Source organism: Belliella pelovolcani (assembly GCF_900156785.1).
Lineage (GTDB): Bacteria > Bacteroidota > Bacteroidia > Cytophagales > Cyclobacteriaceae > Belliella > Belliella pelovolcani.
In genome coordinates, this window is sequence record NZ_FTOP01000006.1 from 82,963 (window position 1) to 101,833 (window position 18,871).

Below are 18,871 nucleotides of genomic sequence, written 5' to 3' on the forward strand. Positions count from 1 at the left end.
AATATTTAAGTTAGGCTTTCAAGAATTGAAAAACAAAATTATTGAAGACCTCTTCATCAGATACGATCTTATAATAAGCATGTTTTAGGATTGACTCCACATTTTATCGCAAGCCTATTTTTTTACCTCAAACAACCAATAAATAATCGATCATCATTTCTTGAACCCTAAGTCTGATCTCTATTTACCAATCCAAGCCTGGTTGCTTGAGTTTTCTACTTTCTTCTCTGGCCTTGTGTTGCAATACAATTTGTCTTGCATCTTCAAGCATTTGCTTCGCATCGTAGACAATACCATCTTTTACGGTATATTTTACGCCACCTACTCTGACTGGTTCATTATCCTCTCCGATCCGAATCGCTCCTGTACCATAGAGTACCTTGATATTTTGCAGTGGGTTTTCTTCCAAAATGACAAAATCAGCTAACTTCCCCACTTCTACAGTTCCGATTTCCTGATCTAAACCCAGTGCTTCCGAAGCATGCATGGTAGCGGCTCTAATCACTTCCAATGGATGAAAACCTGCCTCTCTGAGTAATTCCAGTTCACGGATAAATGCAAAACCATAAAGCTGGTAAATAAATCCCGAATCCGATCCAGCAGTCACTCTACCTCCTCGGTTTTTGTATTCATTGACAAAAGTCATCCAAAGCCTGTAATTTTCTTTCCACTGAATCTCCTCTTCTGTAGTCCAGTCAAACCAATAAGAACCGTGAGATTCTCTACTAGGCTTGTAGAATCTCCAGAGTGAAGGTAAGGTGTACTCTTCATGCCATTCTGCTCTTCTCGCACGCATCAAATCCCTGTTGGCTTCATAGATATTGAATGTTGGATCAATGGTGAAGTCCAAGTCCAGCAACTCTTGCATAACTTTATTCCAATGTTCAGAATAAGGCGCTGCGGCTTGCTTCCAAAGCTTACCTGCCTCTGCAAATCTATGCTGCTCGTTCTGGTAATTATAATCAAGCCTATAATCTTGAATCGATTGTTTTTCGAATAGCGCTTCAGGTAATCCATACCAATGCTCCATAGTGGTCAATCCAGCACGGGCTGAATTTAACACATTCCAACGGGCTACATCCATTTGCGCATGATGCATTGCTGAGCGCAGTCCTATTTTTTTATTTTCTTCCAATGCCGCTTGCATGACTTCTGGTTTTGCACCAAAAAACTTGATCCCATCAGCACCCTTTTTTGCATTTTCATTGACCCATACTTTGGCTTCCGATGCATTGGTGATGGTTTTCCCAGCTCCTTGACCAAAGGAAGTATAGGCTAATATCCTCGGTGCAGTAATGGTATTGGCAGCTGATTTCATTTTGTGTTCAAGCACCCAGTTCAGTCCATTACCAGCTGATGGATCTCGCACAGTCGTGATGCCGTGCGCCATCCAAAGCTTAAATACATACTCTGCTGGCGTTCCTTGGCCCGCACCACCAATATGCCCATGCATGTCTATAAACCCAGGCAGCAAATAATGCCCTTCCAAATCCAAAACCTGGTCATTGGCTCCAGCTTGTGGTCTTCTATTCTCCTTGATTGGCAACCCTGGATATCCTACGATTCTGATTTCTGAAATCTTATTTTGACTCACCACAATATCAACAGGACCTATTGGAGGCGCGCCTGTCCCATCTACCAATGTGACTCCTCTGATGATCAAGCGATCAAAAGGTCCATCACCTTCCTTCCTGTCCGGAGAAGGCATGACTTGAGCATGATTTTCTAGGGGAAATAAAAAGAGCGAAATAAGGATTAGGAGTAAGTTTCTTTTCATAAGTGATGTTGATTGACGAAAGTAAATTAAAAATTCTCCGCTCAATAAAAAAACCACCCATCCTAAATCAGCTGGTTTAGCATCAATAACTATATAACACTAATTCTTTTCATATTTATTAACATGATTGTACACTTTCTTACCAATAGAGTCTTTATAATAGAATAAGCCTCAGATTCATAGTCAATCCCGATCAACCGGGACAAGTTATCAATAAATAACTTTCCAGTATCTATTTAAATCGGCTTGATTCAAGACTGGCTATAAATTAGTTACTGGTCTTATTATGGATTCGTATATTCATTAATCTCAGATTGCTTTCATACTCTAATTTCTCCGTCTTTTCACTGGCATATACTTCAATGTTTTTCTCAGCCAAATCCAATAGATAATCATATGGGCCACGCGGCGAAATTAGTTTGACGAAAATAGGAGCTGTTTCTACTGCAACAAACAAAAGGATGATCATAATATTGGCATACCGAATCGCTTGACTTTCAGATGTCAAATCAGCTAAAGCATCAATCCTAGCAGCCATTCCGTCAAAGCCATCAATCTGTGGTTTCACCTTCTGAAACTCTGCCTCCTTCTGAGTACCAAGCGAAAAGATTTCCTGATCAAGTATATCAATTCTATTTTGATGATCTGCTTTCATTTGATTTAACTCCAATTGGGCAGCATCGAGTTGTTGCTCTTTCTTTTTAGCGTTTGTACCTAAGCCAACGATCCCGCTACTCCCATCTGTTTTGACTCCAAATCGCTCATGATCATACTCTTGCTGCAATTGATCTCTGTAAGCTGTAGCCTTCTGAATGGCTCTTGAAAGGCTATCCTTTCTAGCTTCAAGTACACCAATTTCATTGAAGCTAGCAGATAATGCATCTTTACTGTCCACCATCATCTGAATTTTTTGCTCATCCAGTTTCCTATTGATTTCTCGCTCAAAAATTTTCAGTTCCAAAGGCTTTGAAATCACCAGTGCTAAGATGACAGCCATGATCAATCTGGGAATTGCCATTTTCCACTCAGACCAAGCATTTGCTCGCTTACGCATACTCGAAACAATAAATCGATCTAAATTAAAAATCATCAACCCCCAAATCAAAGCGAAGCCAATCGCAGCATAAGATGACTGAAAAATTGTAAATAATGCATAGCCAGCAGATAAAGTAGCTAAGATCCCGGTAAAAAAAATAGTTCCTCCAATGCCTACATATTTGTTTCTATCCGTGGGAGATTTTTGTAGCAAATTGAAATTAGCTCCACTACAAAACCAGAAAAAGCGAGTGATTTTTTCCATGAATGATATCGACTATAATATTTACTTTCAAGATGAAGAGAAGACCAAGCCAAAAGTATTTTTCTTTCATCCTATTTGCTAAGAAATGTGACTAAAGCCCTTAAATTTGAGATAAAACATGATTTGGTAGGGTTCAGTGACTTTCGCCTCTTTTTTGTTTCTAAAGAATAATTTGTCTAAAACCGAACGAATTATTAAAACCGAACAGTTTCCGTTCGATTCTGAGCATCTCTTAACTTAAGAAATATGAAAAATAAACACATCATCAATCTAGGTATACAAATCGTACCCAAAAGTAAAAATCTCGACAGTTATGCTTTGGTCGACAAAGCCATAGAAGTAATTCAAAACTCTGGTGTAAACCACGTGGTAACACCTTTTGAAACGGTCATGGAAGGAGAACAGGAAGAATTAATGAAAATCGCCATGGACGCACAAGAGGCTGTACTTGCTGCTGGTGCTGATGAAGTTTTAATTTATTACCGAATGCAAATCAGGAAAAATAAGGACGTCTATATTGTAGATAAGACAGGGAAATACCAATAAATTGGCCTTGCGAGACGAGCAAGAATAGAACCAATCAATTGGCGGATTTCCTGCTAAACAGATGGGAATTTAACCTTTATGCAAGGCCGCTATTCCAAAGATTAAGGAACATAATAGGTCCAAATCAAGTTATTTTCGTATATTCTTGTCTTAGATCAATAAACTAAATTTATTTCACTTAAAACCCTTTTTACCTAAACTAAATAAATTTTATGAAAAAGTTACTCCTTTTCACAATCTTCATTTTCTTCTACCAATTTTCACATTCCCAGATCAAATCAATCAATTATGATGTCGTTTCCAACGAAATCAATTCTGGTGTAGTACTGCCAGCTGAGGAACCGTTTTACATCAAAGGTACTTTGCCACGGGGAATTGAATATGTGAAAATAAGAGTAAATAGACCAGGTAAAAGCGCTAATCAGGCGGAGAGTTATGATTGGAAAAGAGCGTTTGACTTTGAAGTCAACCAATATGAAATCTTTGTAGCAAACCCACTTAAGAGTAACACAAATTATGACTTTGAGTTTTTTTTCTACGAACGAGCAAGTGAAAAACAAATGGATGAAGTCAAGGAAGCAATTGGAGAGAACCTTGAGGCCTATATAAAATCAAACTTTGAAGTATCTTCTGGTGGCATCAAAGCTTATAACAATGATCAAGTGATGCTTTCGCAAATGAATCAAATTGTCGAAAACGGACTAGAGGATTATAGACATTTTTTAGGTAGAGACTTCCCTGGTTTTTCAGACCTAGTCAAACAAAAACTAGATCAAAGGAATAAGCTAAAGTTACGCAGAGCGAGGTTCAACATCTTAGGCAAAAGTGATGGAGATAATGAAAAAGCCGCTTATGCCAATAAGTATATAGAAGAATTAATCGATGCTGTCCAAAATGAAACAGAGCAATTTCTCTCTAGAAGCTTGATGTCTTTAGTAGATATCAGGACTGTCAACTCCTACCCTACAGAGAAAAAACCAGGCACCCTTCCACTAAACTTTGGTTATGGTGCTTTCGCTATCAAGAGAAGTCTCAGTTCCACTGAATACCTCAACGGACCATATCTTGGACTTTCCCTTCCTTTGGGAAATAAAACTTTTCAGAAATTCCTTGGCAACGCATCATTCTCGACTGGTGTATTTCTCCAAAATTTCAATGCCAGCAGTGGTGAACGCATCTCTGGACCTATCGTAAACCTTCCAATTTACGCAGGATTAGGGTATAAAATGTTCCGTGTCATGCGACTCAATGCAGGTGCAGTTTTGATCAATATGGAGGATATCAGCTCGGGAGTCAAAACAGACTATATCCAACCGTATGTTGGTATGAGTTTGGAATTCAACCTGTGGGTAGGGCTAAACAACAGGAGGTAACCTATGAAAAAGCTGATGATATCAATAAGCCTCAGCTTGATAACAATCTCCTCAATTCTAGCTCAACAAAAGGATTACGAATGGAGAATTGGAGTCAGCGGTGGCTATAGCAATTACTACGGAGACTTGACTCCCTACAGGATCAGAGGTGTTTCTAATTGGGATGCCATTCATCACCTGTTTTATTTTAATGAAAATTACTTTGATCAGTATTCTTGGAAAATCTCTCTTGAAAGGCAACTGAGCCCCACCATAGGCCTTCAGTTCAGTTATGGGCAATATCAGTTTTCCATGTCTGATAGGTATGTGCAGCGCAATGGAGAGCTACTAGGAAGCAATCGTTTTTTTGATCGGGCTTTAAATTTCCAAAACAATACCCGAGATATGGGGCTATCCTTTGTCTTCAAGACCGACAATGACAGATTACTCCCTGCAAACTCGTGGATAGCTCCTTATGCCTCTTTGGGTTTTGGGATATTGGACTTCAATGTAAGTGGTGACCTGCTTGATGATGATGGCAATCGATATGACTATACCAATCCAAATGTACAACCAAATGGCATATATGAGACTGAACTGCCCCCTCTAAGAACTGAATTGAGGGAGGGTTATGATCAAGGTGTATTTTATGCTAACCTAGGTCTTGGAGTAAGGTTTAGACTTGGAAGTAGGTTTGAGATTTTTGCACAATCAGATTTTATCCACAGTTTCAGCGACTACTTGGATGACGTAAGTGGCCAATACAGAAGCGACTACGACAATGATTTCCAAGCTTATGCAGCACAGCCTGGCACCAATACAGTAGATCCTAACAATCCCAATAGAGGTAGAAATAATGGTCTAAATGACTGGATTATCTATCATGGCATAGGTCTGAAATACAATTTTGGTGTCAAAAAGTCTTCTTTCAGAGCACCAAAGCTGAGTACCAACTACCCAAATTATCAAGTGGGTGACCAAAAGACTAGTAAAGCAAGCATTGAAAATAATAACCAAAAACAAGATAGCACAAAAGCCTTTTCATCAGGTAACACTTACAACTACTTCACAAATATACAATTGATCGATCAAGCAAGGTTGGATAGTCTGAGCTATAGGAGTCAAATACTTACTTGGAATCAGCAAGTGGAAGAAAGGAGAAGGAGGATATTAGAAGGCAAAGTCAGAGAAAAGTCACTGGTAGAAATTAACCAAAAATTTGAAGAACAAGACTTGCTTTTGAAAGCAGACACCTTACTTTCTTCGGTAGAGCGCGATTCCTTGATTCTATTTACTGAAAAACGAAGACAAGACCTTCGCTATTCATTGGATAGTATTCAAAAAAGAGAAATTGAATTAAAAACTGAAATTGACAGCATTCAATCTTTGAGTCGAGCATATCAAATACAGCCTTCTAGTTCAGTTAATTTTGGTTTAGATAGCCTATGGAGAAATATCACTTTCAATGATCGAAACACCATAAAAACGCTACAAGAAGAACGAATTTCAATAGATACTGCTAACGTATCTACTGCATCAAAAGCAGCGACTGAAATACCGAAAGTGGCAAACAACGAACAGGCTTCTACCTCTGAAGAACAGAAAAGATTAAAAGCGCAGGAGGAAAAAATCCAAAAACTTGAACAGGAATCCAAACGCCTCCAAGCACAAAGGGATAGCTTGAGTGCTCTCCCCAGGGAGTTTATCTATATGGGAGGAGAAAGAAGCAGAAGCATTGCCCCTGATTTGTCCGATAGAAATAGATCTGTAGAAAAAGAAAGTACGACAATCAATCAAACTACAATTGAAGAAAGACAAGTTACGGAGACTGCCGAAGATGATAGAGAAAGGAGAAATTTTTTTCAAAGAATTGGAGCTTTTTTTGGCGGAGCCGCGACCGCTAGAGCTTTAGATTCTAACACAAGCAATAGCAACACTACCCCTACAGTAAGTAGAGAAGTTGTCAGTAGTCCAGTTCAAGCCTATCGTGACTCTCAAGCTGCTGTAGAGGAGGATCAATTATTAAGAGCTCAACAAGTAGGAACAACCTTAGGCTTCCTACTCGCTAGGATTACGCCAGAAATGATCGAATCCAGTATATCGGCTATGTTAGAGAAGGAGCAGGAAACTGAAAAAGAAGAGAAAGCAGGCTTGAGTGAAGAAATCAAAGCAGAAATTACGGAACCAATAGAAATTGCGATCAAGACAGATACTGTTTTCGTAGCTAGAGCTCCTGAAATAGAAATTCAATTGCTCAGGTTCAAAGAAATCATCTATTTTGACATCAACCAAAGAATCCCACCAGAGGATGAGCTCAAGAAGTTGGCTAACTTGGTAGATTTTCTCAAAGAAAATGAAGGTTACCAACTAGTCTTGACAGGCTATGCTGATAATACCGGAAACGTAAACTACAACTTAAAGCTTGCTGGGGAAAGGACAAAAGCAGTAGCTGATGCTTTGGGAGAGTTATACGGCATCTCAGAAGATCAAATCCAAATGGAGTCTGGCGGTCAGGTCGTCAGAGGCTCCCAAAGATCCAGCAATGAACAAGATCGGAAGGTAGAAGTAAGGATTGAGCGAAGAAATTGACCTCATAGTGCCTTGGCCTCTTTGTGGCTCGACAAACCGCAATCCGCTATGGCACTAAGACTTGCCAAAATAAACAACAAATTAGGACTGATTTTTAGACATTTGACTTTTGGGGTAAGCACTTTGTTTCAAAAAAGAGAAAAAGACAATTTATCGGTCAATAGCTCCAATGCTTTGATAGCTTTGACCGAGTTTCCTTTTTCATTGAGCTCGGGGCTCCAGACTGCGATGCTAAACTTGTGCGGCATCACTGCGGCTACACCTCCACCTACACCACTTTTGCCGGGTAACCCTACTCGAAATGCAAATTCCCCTGCTTCATCATAAAATCCGCAAGTCAGCATAAGCGCATTGATCCTCCGAGCGTGGCTTTCTGATACAATCTCACGATTGGCAAAAATCGAATAGCCATCATTGGCTAGAAAAGAGAAAGACTTTGCCAAGTCCACACAGCTCATCTCCATGGCACAGTGAGAAAAATACACATCCAACACCTCCTCCACGTCATTTTCAAAGTTCTGATAAGCCTTCAGAAAGTAGCCCAAGGCTGTATTCCTTGCTGCATGATTTTGTTCAGATTGCTTGACTTCCTGATTGATCCGAACACAAGTTTGTCCTGCAAGCTCATTGATGAAATCAGATATTTGCTCAATTGGTCTTTCAAATTTGCTACAAAGTGCATCGGTGATGACCAAAGCACCCGCATTGATAAATGGATTACGAGGGATCCCTTTTTCATACTCCAACTGAGCGATGGAATTGAAGGGATTGCCACTAGGCTCAACATTGACTCTAGCCCAAAGCTTGCTTTTGAATACATGAAAAACCATCGTCAGCGTATGGACTTTGCTGATACTTTGAATAGAAAAAGGTAGCTGATAATCTCCAACTCCAAAAACATTGCCGTCCAAATCCACCAATGCAATCCCAAATTGATCTGGATTGACGCTTGCTAACTCAGGAATGTAGGTAGCTACTTTTCCTCTCAAATTCTCCTCCTGAACCTCTCGATATACTTCTTCTATGATTTGCTGATAATCCATTAGGTCAAAATGATAATTATATCAGTCAGATCAAAATTTTATAGAAGTTTATCAGTTTCACAACCATTCACTTTTATCGAAAGGTAAAACCGTATAACATTTAAAAATCATTCTTTTTTTATCACTCAGACCTAAAATCACATACCCAATTTTCTTATGTATATAATTTTTTTATATATTTGACTTACTGATGCATCAAAAACGCTATGTCAAACAATAACTTAATCAAAGGAAGCTTACAGACCATCATCCTCAAGTTGCTCGAGGAAAATGACAGAATGTATGGCTATGAAATAACCCAAAGGGTCAAGGAACTTACCGAAGGCGAAATAAAAATCACCGAAGGTGCCCTCTACCCTGCCCTCCATAAGCTCGAAGCAGAAGGAATGCTGACTACAGAAATCCAACAAGTGGATAATAGGGTCAGAAAATACTACAGCCTCACCAAGGATGGACAAAAGGAAGTCAGTGCCAAGATGTCTGAGTTACAAAGCTTCGTCGGTAATCTCCAAAGAATTCTTGATCCTGGGTGGAAGCCGGGCTTGGCCTAAGACAAACCTTTGAGGTTTCAAAAACCTCGAAGGTTTAAAACCAAAAAATAAAGTTAATACCATCACAAATCTCAAAACCTTCGAGGTCTAAAAAAGACCTCAAAGGTTAACCAGAAATATGCGTCCACTAACAGAAATAGAACTCCAAGAAATTAGAAAATCTATCATGAGGAAAGAAATTTCCTCAGCAGAGATTCTTATGGAGATCTATGACCATTATATCAGCCATTTGCAGGAGTTTTCTGAAGAGGAATTCAATGAACAACTTGTTGAATTAGACCAAAAATTCACATATGGATATTGCCATTCCTTGCAATTTAGGTTCATTAAAAAAGCTAAGGAAGAAATTCATCAAACACAATGGATGGTAATTAGAAAATATTTCTGTGCTTCCAGGTGGATGTACCTTGTGGTGATTTTGGTGTTGGTTTTTTATGTAGCCATGCAAGCTAGAACTGAAGAAGAATTAGGAATTCTTTTGTTATCACCTTTGATCCTTTTACTAATAGCTAACATTGCTTTCGGATATCAAAATTTTAAAAAGCTTAGACCTATCAAGAAAACATTTAAAGGCATTGGCATTCTAATCAATTCTTCTTTGGCGCTACCTATCTCTGAGCGCATGTATTTTCCTATTTTGATGGCGCAACTTTTTGTTTATGTTCCAAAATTAATTTTCTCCCAAATTGACTTATCACCCTTTTTGCCAGCAGGAGCAGCCGCTATCACGGTCTTGCTCACACTTTATGTAATCTCATTATTAGAAGTCTGGAAAATCAAATCAAAAACGGCATTGATATGAAACTGAGCGAAAAGGATATAGAAAAGCTACATTACCACATCAATGCCAAGCATATCGAGTATGTTGAAATTCGAGACGAGGTATTGGATCACTATCAGACTGCATTGGAATCAGAGGATGCAAAGTCAATGGAAAATGTCTTGAGATCTCTTGATCAAACTTTCACAATTGGCTATTGTAGAAAAGCAGGAAGAGACTATTTGAGTAACTTAAAAAAAGAATATACCATAAGGTTCAAGCAAGAACTAATAGCTCTATTTACAACTAGAAAAATTTGGATCACGCTGTTAATTTTGGGAATAGTGATTTCTTTTCCTAGTTGGATTCCAAAAAGCGGTGCATTAGTACATCTACTCAATTTGATTGTAATCTCTACTATGAGTATTGAAAATTGGATGATCGGGAGAAATTACGCTAACAAAAAACATAAACATCATTACAGAAGTAAGGATGACAAACCCATTTTTGCCCATACTAAAGCTGACGCTCCAAAGGGTTACGCGATGCTTCATGGAATTATAATGGTATTAGTAATGATTCCGCTATTGTTTACTTATGGGATATATACTGATGAGACAATGAGTCAGCCTATTATTTTTGAACCACCATACCTCTATGCCACTGTAATAGGTGTATGGCTTCTACTCCTATTGACAATAGTAAGGTATAGAGTTAAGACCACGCTCTCCAAACCTCGATTTAGATAACTTTTAAGCCATGAGAAAACTAACTGACATAGAAATCCAAATCATCAAAGACAGGTTAGACAGCCTGAGTCTTTCATATATAGAAATCTACAATGAGCTTTTAGACCATTATGTGACAGCCTTGGAGCAAGTAGATCCAGAGGGATTTGTTGAAAAAAAAGAAATGTTGGATGATGAGTTTGCTTGGTCGGTGGTTCGCGATATGGAAAAAGAGCTTTTAAAAAATGTCAGTCAAGAACTTCAAGGTTCACAATTAGAAGCATTGAAGTTTTGGAAAATGGATTTTTGGAGAGTTTTGGGGGTATTCATTTATACCACGTTCCTAATGATGACTTATCAATTTGTAAGCCTTGATGTTATGATGGTTTTTTCTTTTTTGCCAGCATTAGGGATTTTGATAGTCTTACTATATCATTCAGGAAATTATTTTTCTTTCAACCTTGACCCTAATTATCACCGACCAAGAAATGTGATTTTGCAGGCTGCTTTGGGTAGGTATCAACTAGTTTTAAATTTCAGTAACTTTTTCTTCATGCTATCCTCAATCATTTTGAATAACAACGGACTCCAAAACTGGGCTATGCTTATGATGCTTATATATTCAACTATTTTGAATCTTTATTCACTATCTCTTTATAGTTCCATCAATCTAAAAACCTTCAAGCTGATCAAATCATGAAGTTAGATAATGACCAAATCGACCAACTCAAAAAGCTGATCTCCTACAAAGGTTATCCACAAGTGGATGTGCAATATGAAATCTTAGATCACGTCGCTTGCAAGGTGGAAGTACTAATGGAGGAAAACCCACAGCTCAGCCTGCCTGATGCTTTTCGAAAAGTCCATGCCTCTTTTGGGGTTTTTGGGTTTGCGGGATTAGAAGAGTCTTACAAAGGTTTGATTGAAAAGAGACTGAGAGGATATTATTGGGAGGAACTCAAAAGCTTATTGACCAGCTACAGGATTATCTATCCTTTGCTTGTTTTGTTGATCTTATTTCAATCCTCAACCTGGTTTGAAGATTCCAAATCATGGATTGCGATGATGATAGGTTTTATATTGATCAGTTTCTTTACCATTATCATTCGATACTGGCGCAAACACAAAAAATACAAGCACTATGCCTCCTACATCGCATCTAACAATTTTTTCCAGTATATCCAATTTGGATTAATGACATGTACATATTCTTATATTTTTGTTTATAGACAAGCAGCAAGTCAAGAGGGAGTATTTCCTTCTGTTTTTCAAAGTATACTTTTGATCTGTTTATGCTTTTTGTTTGTAAGCATTTTTATCCTTCCTAGGATTGTAGAGAAAAGCGTAGCTGATACAGAGGCTTTGATCCAGGTCTATGGAGAATGAGGATATACTGAGACCACCTACCAAGGACACTCAGGACCTGTCGTTCACACCTACTCTCAACAGGTTAAACCCTTTGTTAAGACATAAGCCAGCCCTACGTAGCTTACCCCCTGTGCCAGCGACCCGTCCGACCGGGCATCCGGGCGGGCAGGATAAACATCTTACCAATGGATTTCAACCCACGGAATCGGAATTCAAAACAGCACCTCCCAAAAGTCCCGTAGGGACGGGAGATATATCTTTATTAAAACAGCAAAAGAGAAAGAATAAATTAATTTGAAAGCAAAAAGAACAAAAAGAACAAATCATTAAATCTTAGGGACTTTCGTCTATCAACAAGATGAAACCAAATTTTATTCCTACATTTGCACCCTAATTCAATTTTACAATGCAAAATATTCGGAATATCGCGATTATCGCACACGTTGACCACGGCAAGACGACCCTCGTGGACAAAATCATCCATGCTTCTAAAATCTTTCGTGAAAATCAACAGTTTGACGATTTAATCCTGGATAACAACGACTTGGAGAGAGAAAGAGGTATCACCATTCTTTCCAAAAATGTATCCGTAAGATATAAAGATCATAAAATCAATATCATTGATACTCCTGGTCACGCCGACTTTGGTGGTGAAGTAGAAAGGGTATTGAAAATGGCTGATGGAGTAATCCTTTTGGTGGATGCTTTTGAAGGTCCAATGCCTCAAACCAGATTTGTATTGGGCAAAGCTCTTGCCCTTGGACTTACCCCTATTGTAGTAGTCAATAAAGTAGATAAGGAAAACTGTAGACCCGACGAAGTTCAGGAATCTGTTTTTGAATTGATGTTCAACTTGGATGCTACCGAAGAGCAATTGGAATTCCAAACACTTTATGGCTCTGCCAAAAACAACTGGATGGGACCAGACTGGAAAACTCAGACTGACTCAATTCTACCACTTTTGGATGCGATCTTGGAGTACATCCCTGCACCAAAGATTGACGAGGGTACACTTCAAATGCAAATCACTTCTCTAGATTACTCTAACTTCGTAGGCCGTATAGCTATCGGAAGAGTAAAAAGAGGAACGATCAAAGAAGGAGCACAATTAACTTTGTGTAAAGCTGATGGCGTTTTCAAAAAAGTAAAAGTGAAAGAACTTCATGTTTTCGAAGGTCTTGGCAAAAACAAAGTATCAGAGGTAGTTGCAGGTGATATCTGTGCAGTGACTGGTATCGACGATTTTGAAATTGGTGATACGCTCGCAGACCTTGAGAATCCAGAAGCACTACCCCGAATTGCTATTGACGAGCCTACTATGAACATGCTCTTCACAATCAACAACTCTCCTTTCTTCGGTAAAGAAGGAAAATTTGTGACTTCACGTCACTTGAGAGACAGGTTGATGAAAGAGATGGAAAAGAACTTGGCTTTGAGAGTAGAATCAACTGACTCCGAAGACAAATTCTTGGTCTATGGCCGTGGTATCCTTCACTTGTCAGTCTTGATCGAGACCATGAGAAGAGAAGGTTATGAACTTCAAGTAGGTCAACCTCAAGTGATTTTCAAGGAAATCGATGGTGTAAAACACGAGCCAATTGAAGTATTGGTCGTTGACGTACCTGAGACAACCGCTGGAAAAGTAATTGAATTGGCTACCCAAAGAAAAGGTGAACTCCTTGTCATGGAGCCAAAAGGTGATTTACAGCACCTTGAATTCAGAATTCCTTCAAGAGGACTAATCGGCTTGAGAAACAACGTCTTGACGGCTACCCAAGGTGAAGCGATTATGAACCACAGATTCTCAGCTTACGAGCCATTCAAAGGCAACATCCCTGAAAGAAACAACGGCTCACTGATCTCCATGGAAGCTGGACCTTGTACAGCTTATGCGATTGACAAGCTACAAGACAGAGGTACTTTCTTCATCGAGCCAGGAGACGAATTGTACACAGGTCAGGTTATCGGTGAAAATTCCCGTGACAATGACATCGTAGTCAATGTACAGAAAGGTAAGAAACTGACCAACATGCGTGCTTCAGGTTCTGATGACAACACCAGAATCGCACCTCCAAAGAAATTCTCTTTGGAAGAAGCCATGGAATATATCCAAAAAGATGAATACCTTGAGATCACGCCTAAGTCTATCCGAATGAGAAAAATCTATTTGGACGAGAACGAAAGAGCAAGAATGGCTAAGAAAGAATCATAAATGTAAAAAGTATAATGTACCAAGTACAAAGATGGCCCTAGAAGTTGAAAGACTTTTGGGGTCTTTTTTATTGACCTTTGGGTTACGATAGCTATCGGAATCAAAAAACCTCGAAGATTCTTTATTTTATCAGGAGACCAGACCTGTCAGGTTTTGAAAACCTGACAGGTCTTATCAAATAACCATGGCTATCATTTTATTCGTTACCAAACAACATTAGTATAGTTTATTAAACAACAATAGTATTGTTTTATAAACAACACTATTGAATTTTACTAAGCAATACATTTACAAAATCATCTAAACTCTAAAACATCATATACTACTTCATCTTCATTGAGTCCATCGTAGAAAGGATTGGTACGGGAAAGGTAGAGCCCTTTTTCCCCAACAAATGACTTATAAGGGTAATGAATTTTTCCTAGAAACCGCTTTTCAGTCAAAATATTAAAGTCCTTATCCAAGACGATGATACTGAAATCATTTTTCAAATGAGGAAATTGATCTTCTGAATCAGATTCGTCCATGTCACGTCCGATATTGACAAATCGATAATACAATTCTCTGTAGGGATCATAAAAAATGTAGGAATAGGTCGTTTGAGAAACACGTTCTTGGATTTGAATGTCTTTGGGTAGATTACTACCCGAAGTGAATTTTAATGGCTTGGCAAATTCACTCTTTGCATTGACTGATTTAATCAAATGCATATTTTCATCAAAAACTAAAATTGAATCCATACCAGCCCAAGCATAAACCCATTGATTATTTTGCTTGATTCTTGAATAATTACCCATATCCATTGGCCAAGTCTTACCTTTATAATAATCAGGCACTCGAACATGGTCTATTACTTGGACATCATTATTTTCCACATCTACTACTACAGCTGGCTTAAACTCTTCCATCGTTTCGGCAGAATTTAAAAACCCATTTAATGACATGTCTGAAAAGTACAATTTGCCACTTTCATAAATAGTCGGATTGGTTGACCTTGAATAATGATTGACCATGCTTTTCATCATGGCTTGCGGACTACTTCTATCTATTTTTTGCGGACTGTATTGCGTCACAATCTCACCATCACCATTGATCAATGTAATGCCATTCAATAACATCTGTCTAAACAAAAAAATCGAATCTGCATTGTGATACCAAAATCCATACAAAGCAGGTATTGGATATTTTTCATCTTTCTGAATAGCTGTTCTTTTAACCTTTTCGCCAGATTCCAAATCATAAAAGTCAAAGGAAAAATTAACCTTGTTCATCACCAGCAATAGCTCCTCCTCTCCTTCTTGGATCACCTGAAACTCCGGGAAATTGAAATCTGATATAGAGTCTATATCCAGTTTGACTTGTCCAACTTCGATGAAATCATTCGCAAAAGTTCGCTTTTCTGAATTAGATCCCTTTTCTGAACAGGAAAACAAAATAACAAAAGCGAGTGCAATCAGAGGTAAGGTATGCTTCATAAACTTATTGATTAGTGATACAATCAACTAAGTTACTATTTAAAAAATCAAAAACAACTATTAACTTCATCTAACTCATTGACTCCTCGATTCTCTTATTCAAGATAGCTATAAAACCATCCCTTTCATTGATCACAAAATCATGCTGTTCTCCGCTCTTGGTGTGAAGTCTCATTCCATTGTCTATAAGACCCCCAGTCTTTCTAGGTTCACATCTAAGTATATCCTCATAAGGGAAATTCTTTTGACCGCTTTGAATATTGAATTTATGTCCTTTGAAAATGAGCCTTTTATTGGTCAGAAATACTTGCCCTCCTACTCCCTCAATCCCACGAAATAAATTTGCCGCTTGAACGTAGGCTATTTCCTCTTCCATCTCAAGTGCTGGTGTGATTGAGTCTACTAGCTTCTCGATCATCGGGGCACCTAACCTCTCCATCAAAAACGGAAAACCAACACCAAATACTCCTCCAAAGAAAACCCCCATAAAAACCAACTCCTTGGTAGACTTTACATCTCCTCCAAACATCCAGTCAATCAAAAAGAGAGAGAAGGAATAAACAACACCTGAAGTAATTGCAAAAACAAGTCGTTGTTTCAAATTCAAGTCAAATGTAACGTTCTTCATCATAAGTATCTTTAATGGATTAAAATCTATACCCTACCCTCAAATGTAAATCGATAGTGGGTCTACCGTCATTCTAAATAAAACTCGTACTCTTAAATTTTTTCTTTTCCTATTTTAGAGAGTTACCATTATTAATTTCCATCACAGCTTGGACGGCTTTATAAATCAGCTCTGTTTTTTCCTTCTCTTTGAAATTGATAATGATAGTTTCTCCTGCAAGTGTGGTTATTTTCAAAAAAGGACCTTCACTAGAATGAATCAACAAGCGAGTCTTTCCTATGCCTTCCACATTAAAAAAGCCCTTTTTAACTTGACCAAGACCTAAGCCATTTGTACGAGCCTTGATAGCAGGTGCTTTTACTAACAGCTCCACAGATTCGACAGCTTTAGTTTTCAATTCAAATCCATAAGCCCCTGAAAATTTCAATCGCTCATTGTTTAACTCATAGCCCGAAGGAATCACACCATAAACTATACTTCCAAAAGCAAAAACTAAAACTATAACAGTAAAGACCACTTTAAATCGAGAATCCACGAGCTTCTCCTTATTGTGATCGTACTTTCTAGCCTTCCATACCATCAAAGCAACACCTATCAATATTATTCCTGGAACAAAATAACTCAATGCAGAAGCTAACTCAAGCCAATTCAATACATAGTATCCTACGATCACCAAAGCCCCCAACAACACAAGGGCGTTTCTCATAAAAGTAGATAAGCCTTCAATATCTACATTTTCCTTTTGCCTTTGAGACATGGTGTTATAGCCAGCAATTAGATTTGGAAAGACTTTTACCAAGAAACCAAGAGCGATTAAAGTTAGGGCAGTAATGATCATAATTTATAATTCACAGTTTTACTAATACAATTCATCTATCAAAAATAAAACATTTCGAAATCAAGAAAATAAAAAAAACCGAGCATCTCTGCCCGGCTTTAATATTAACTCCCGCACAAGCGGTTTCTAATTCATCCTTCAACCTTCATCCTTTTCTTACTCTCCTTGAGCCAAGCTATAGCCTCTCTCACCGTCGAATGTATACAGGTGTTCGGTCTTGATGAAGTCAAATCCAAGCTCCTTGATCTGACGAAGTAGCTCCAATACATCTTCATGGCTGATGACGCTTTGGTCGGCAGTTTTGAATCTACATCTCCAGTGATCGGTACAGAATGTCTCAGGCTGACCTTCAGGAAATACCTTCACACCTCTGTTGGTGATCAGGTGTAGCTTAAGTCCATTGGCATCTGCTTTTCTTAGACCTTCGCCTATTACATCTGGATTTCTACCAGCCTCATCCCAATCGATAAATACATCTACACCCACCAATTCTTTCTTCGCTTTGGTCACTGGGCTTAGCTGAATATTAATCGGTGAATTGTCTGATTTGTCGAAACTAGCAGGCGTCATATTACTTGGAGTTTGACCCAATCTTTCGATCACTGCCTGAGCAAATGCTTGCGTTCCTACTTTGACTTTGGAGATTCCTTCTTGATAGATATCACCTGTATGGATACCATCTTCAAGCGTCTTCATCCAAGCATTGGCTACTTTCTCAGCTACTTCAGGCTGCCCGATATGTACCAACATGGAAATGGCCCCATTCAATAGTCCTGATGGATTGGCCATATCCATTCCTGCGATATCAGGTGCAGAACCATGGATCGCTTCAAACATGGCTACCTCTGCGCCTACGTTAGCAGAGCCACCTAAGCCCACAGAACCTGTCACCTGTGCAGCAATATCGGAAATGATATCTCCATAAAGGTTCAAGGTCACAATAACATCAAAAATCTCAGGTCTCTCCGCAATCAGCGCTGACCCGATATCGATGATTTTATGATCTGTCTCGATTTCTGGGTATTCTTTGGCAATCTTGTCGAAGGTCTTATGGAAAAGTCCATCGGCCAACTTCATGATATTGTCCTTAGTCATACAAGTGACCTTCTTTCTATTGTATTTCTTAGCGTATTCAAATGCATACCTGATGATCTTCTCAGAGCCTGGCTGGGAGATCAACTTCAAAGTCTGATACACTTCCTCTGTCTGTCTATGCTCGATACCAGCGTAAAGATCCTCCTCATTTTCCCTGATGATGACCAAATCAGTCTTAGGGAAGTGAGTCTTTACAAAGGGCGAATAAGCTTTGCATGGTCTTACATTTGCAAAAAGTCCAAAAGATTTTCTAGTAGTCACATTCAAACTCTTGAATCCACCACCTTGAGGCGTCGTGATCGGAGACTTCAAAAATACCTTTGTCTCTCTCAGTGAATCAAAAGCCTTGGGCTCCATACCAGAGCTGATACCTTTCAAATATACCTGTTCGCCGATTTCGATCACATCGTATTCCAGTTGAGCGCCAGCAGCTTCCAAGATATTAAGGGTGGCTTTCATGATTTCTGGACCGATTCCATCACCATAGGCTACGGTAATTTTTCTTTTTGATGACATATATGTTGTATATTTAGTTGAATATTCTGAATGTGACAAAAATAGCAAAAAAAGGCTGAAATCAGGGGGTAAACCTATTATAAATTAGCATAA

At 38.7% G+C, this 18,871-nt stretch carries 16 protein-coding genes; 9 read left to right on the forward strand and 7 right to left on the reverse strand.

Features of this window, described 5'->3' with window-relative positions:
* Positions 1-184: 184 nt before the first annotated feature.
* Both BW935_RS08510 and BW935_RS08515 read right to left on the reverse strand, forming a co-directional pair.
* Positions 185-1,777 carry an amidohydrolase family protein gene (locus tag BW935_RS08510; RefSeq protein ID WP_076500573.1) on the reverse strand — a complete coding sequence of 531 codons (1,593 nt, stop codon included), beginning with the start codon at positions 1,775-1,777 and terminating at the stop codon, positions 185-187.
* A gap of 268 nt (positions 1,778-2,045) precedes the next feature.
* Entirely contained in the window at positions 2,046-3,077 is a 1,032-nt protein-coding gene (locus tag BW935_RS08515) for a DUF4407 domain-containing protein (protein WP_076500574.1), read from the reverse strand.
* Positions 3,078-3,323: 246 nt separating this feature from the next.
* Between BW935_RS08515 and BW935_RS08520 the strand changes: the two genes are divergently transcribed.
* The 3 genes from BW935_RS08520 (at position 3,324) to BW935_RS08530 (ending at position 7,564) form a co-directional block, all read left to right on the forward strand.
* Positions 3,324-3,623 carry a thiamine-binding protein gene (locus BW935_RS08520; RefSeq protein ID WP_076500576.1) on the forward strand — a complete coding sequence of 100 codons (300 nt, stop codon included), beginning with the start codon at positions 3,324-3,326 and terminating at the stop codon, positions 3,621-3,623.
* A gap of 212 nt (positions 3,624-3,835) precedes the next feature.
* The gene (locus tag BW935_RS08525) at positions 3,836-4,996 is read left to right on the forward strand and encodes a hypothetical protein (protein ID WP_076500578.1); all 1,161 of its coding nucleotides are present in this window, start codon (positions 3,836-3,838) and stop codon (positions 4,994-4,996) included.
* Positions 4,997-4,999: 3 nt separating this feature from the next.
* The gene (locus BW935_RS08530; protein WP_076500579.1) at positions 5,000-7,564 is read left to right on the forward strand and encodes an OmpA family protein; all 2,565 of its coding nucleotides are present in this window, start codon (positions 5,000-5,002) and stop codon (positions 7,562-7,564) included.
* Positions 7,565-7,692: 128 nt separating this feature from the next.
* Here BW935_RS08530 and BW935_RS08535 read toward each other — a convergent pair whose 3' ends face one another.
* The gene (locus BW935_RS08535; protein WP_076500581.1) at positions 7,693-8,607 is read right to left on the reverse strand and encodes a glutaminase; all 915 of its coding nucleotides are present in this window, start codon (positions 8,605-8,607) and stop codon (positions 7,693-7,695) included.
* Positions 8,608-8,813: 206 nt separating this feature from the next.
* Here BW935_RS08535 and BW935_RS08540 point away from each other — a divergent pair, with 206 nt between their 5' ends.
* The 6 genes from BW935_RS08540 to typA all read left to right on the forward strand — a co-directional run bounded on the left by BW935_RS08540 (position 8,814) and on the right by typA (position 14,226).
* Entirely contained in the window at positions 8,814-9,158 is a 345-nt protein-coding gene (locus BW935_RS08540; RefSeq protein ID WP_076500582.1) for a PadR family transcriptional regulator, read from the forward strand.
* 118 nt (positions 9,159-9,276) lie between these two features.
* The gene (locus tag BW935_RS08545) at positions 9,277-9,960 is read left to right on the forward strand and encodes a hypothetical protein (RefSeq protein ID WP_076500584.1); all 684 of its coding nucleotides are present in this window, start codon (positions 9,277-9,279) and stop codon (positions 9,958-9,960) included.
* Positions 9,957-10,667: a hypothetical protein gene (locus BW935_RS08550; protein ID WP_076500587.1), complete on the forward strand. Its 711-nt coding sequence runs from the start codon at positions 9,957-9,959 to the stop codon at positions 10,665-10,667. The genes BW935_RS08545 and BW935_RS08550 overlap by 4 nt, the downstream gene beginning before the upstream one ends.
* 10 nt (positions 10,668-10,677) lie before the next feature.
* The gene (locus BW935_RS08555) at positions 10,678-11,346 is read left to right on the forward strand and encodes a hypothetical protein (RefSeq protein ID WP_076500590.1); all 669 of its coding nucleotides are present in this window, start codon (positions 10,678-10,680) and stop codon (positions 11,344-11,346) included.
* Positions 11,343-12,032: a hypothetical protein gene (locus BW935_RS08560; protein WP_076500592.1), complete on the forward strand. Its 690-nt coding sequence runs from the start codon at positions 11,343-11,345 to the stop codon at positions 12,030-12,032. Before BW935_RS08555 ends, BW935_RS08560 begins: the two co-directional genes overlap by 4 nt.
* A gap of 388 nt (positions 12,033-12,420) precedes the next feature.
* Positions 12,421-14,226, forward strand: a complete 1,806-nt coding sequence (gene typA / locus BW935_RS08570; RefSeq protein WP_076500594.1) for a translational GTPase TypA — start codon at positions 12,421-12,423, stop codon at positions 14,224-14,226.
* 296 nt (positions 14,227-14,522) lie between these two features.
* Here typA and BW935_RS08575 read toward each other — a convergent pair whose 3' ends face one another.
* From BW935_RS08575 to BW935_RS08590, 4 genes are all read right to left on the reverse strand, one after another.
* Positions 14,523-15,701, reverse strand: a complete 1,179-nt coding sequence (locus BW935_RS08575; protein ID WP_076500595.1) for a DUF4221 family protein — start codon at positions 15,699-15,701, stop codon at positions 14,523-14,525.
* A gap of 70 nt (positions 15,702-15,771) precedes the next feature.
* A complete protein-coding gene (locus BW935_RS18060; protein ID WP_084565892.1) occupies positions 15,772-16,332 on the reverse strand; it encodes a GRAM domain-containing protein in 561 nt (186 codons plus the stop codon).
* 106 nt (positions 16,333-16,438) lie between these two features.
* Positions 16,439-17,167, reverse strand: a complete 729-nt coding sequence (locus BW935_RS08585; protein WP_084565894.1) for a DUF3784 domain-containing protein — start codon at positions 17,165-17,167, stop codon at positions 16,439-16,441.
* A gap of 156 nt (positions 17,168-17,323) precedes the next feature.
* Entirely contained in the window at positions 17,324-18,778 is a 1,455-nt protein-coding gene (locus BW935_RS08590) for an NADP-dependent isocitrate dehydrogenase (protein ID WP_076500597.1), read from the reverse strand.
* Positions 18,779-18,871 lie beyond the last annotated feature (93 nt).

Coding starts and splice junctions, on each gene's coding strand:
- BW935_RS08510 (WP_076500573.1), bottom strand. CDS start 1,777: ATGAAAAGAAACTTACTCCTAATCCTTATTTCGCTCTTTTTATTTCCC.
- BW935_RS18060 (WP_084565892.1), bottom strand. CDS start 16,332: ATGATGAAGAACGTTACATTTGACTTGAATTTGAAACAACGACTTGTT.
- BW935_RS08515 (WP_076500574.1), bottom strand. CDS start 3,077: ATGGAAAAAATCACTCGCTTTTTCTGGTTTTGTAGTGGAGCTAATTTC.
- BW935_RS08540 (WP_076500582.1), top strand. CDS start 8,814: ATGTCAAACAATAACTTAATCAAAGGAAGCTTACAGACCATCATCCTC.
- BW935_RS08590 (WP_076500597.1), bottom strand. CDS start 18,778: ATGTCATCAAAAAGAAAAATTACCGTAGCCTATGGTGATGGAATCGGT.
- BW935_RS08555 (WP_076500590.1), top strand. CDS start 10,678: ATGAGAAAACTAACTGACATAGAAATCCAAATCATCAAAGACAGGTTA.
- BW935_RS08560 (WP_076500592.1), top strand. CDS start 11,343: ATGAAGTTAGATAATGACCAAATCGACCAACTCAAAAAGCTGATCTCC.
- BW935_RS08535 (WP_076500581.1), bottom strand. CDS start 8,607: ATGGATTATCAGCAAATCATAGAAGAAGTATATCGAGAGGTTCAGGAG.
- BW935_RS08585 (WP_084565894.1), bottom strand. CDS start 17,167: ATGATCATTACTGCCCTAACTTTAATCGCTCTTGGTTTCTTGGTAAAA.
- BW935_RS08525 (WP_076500578.1), top strand. CDS start 3,836: ATGAAAAAGTTACTCCTTTTCACAATCTTCATTTTCTTCTACCAATTT.
- BW935_RS08550 (WP_076500587.1), top strand. CDS start 9,957: ATGAAACTGAGCGAAAAGGATATAGAAAAGCTACATTACCACATCAAT.
- typA (WP_076500594.1), top strand. CDS start 12,421: ATGCAAAATATTCGGAATATCGCGATTATCGCACACGTTGACCACGGC.
- BW935_RS08530 (WP_076500579.1), top strand. CDS start 5,000: ATGAAAAAGCTGATGATATCAATAAGCCTCAGCTTGATAACAATCTCC.
- BW935_RS08520 (WP_076500576.1), top strand. CDS start 3,324: ATGAAAAATAAACACATCATCAATCTAGGTATACAAATCGTACCCAAA.
- BW935_RS08545 (WP_076500584.1), top strand. CDS start 9,277: ATGCGTCCACTAACAGAAATAGAACTCCAAGAAATTAGAAAATCTATC.
- BW935_RS08575 (WP_076500595.1), bottom strand. CDS start 15,701: ATGAAGCATACCTTACCTCTGATTGCACTCGCTTTTGTTATTTTGTTT.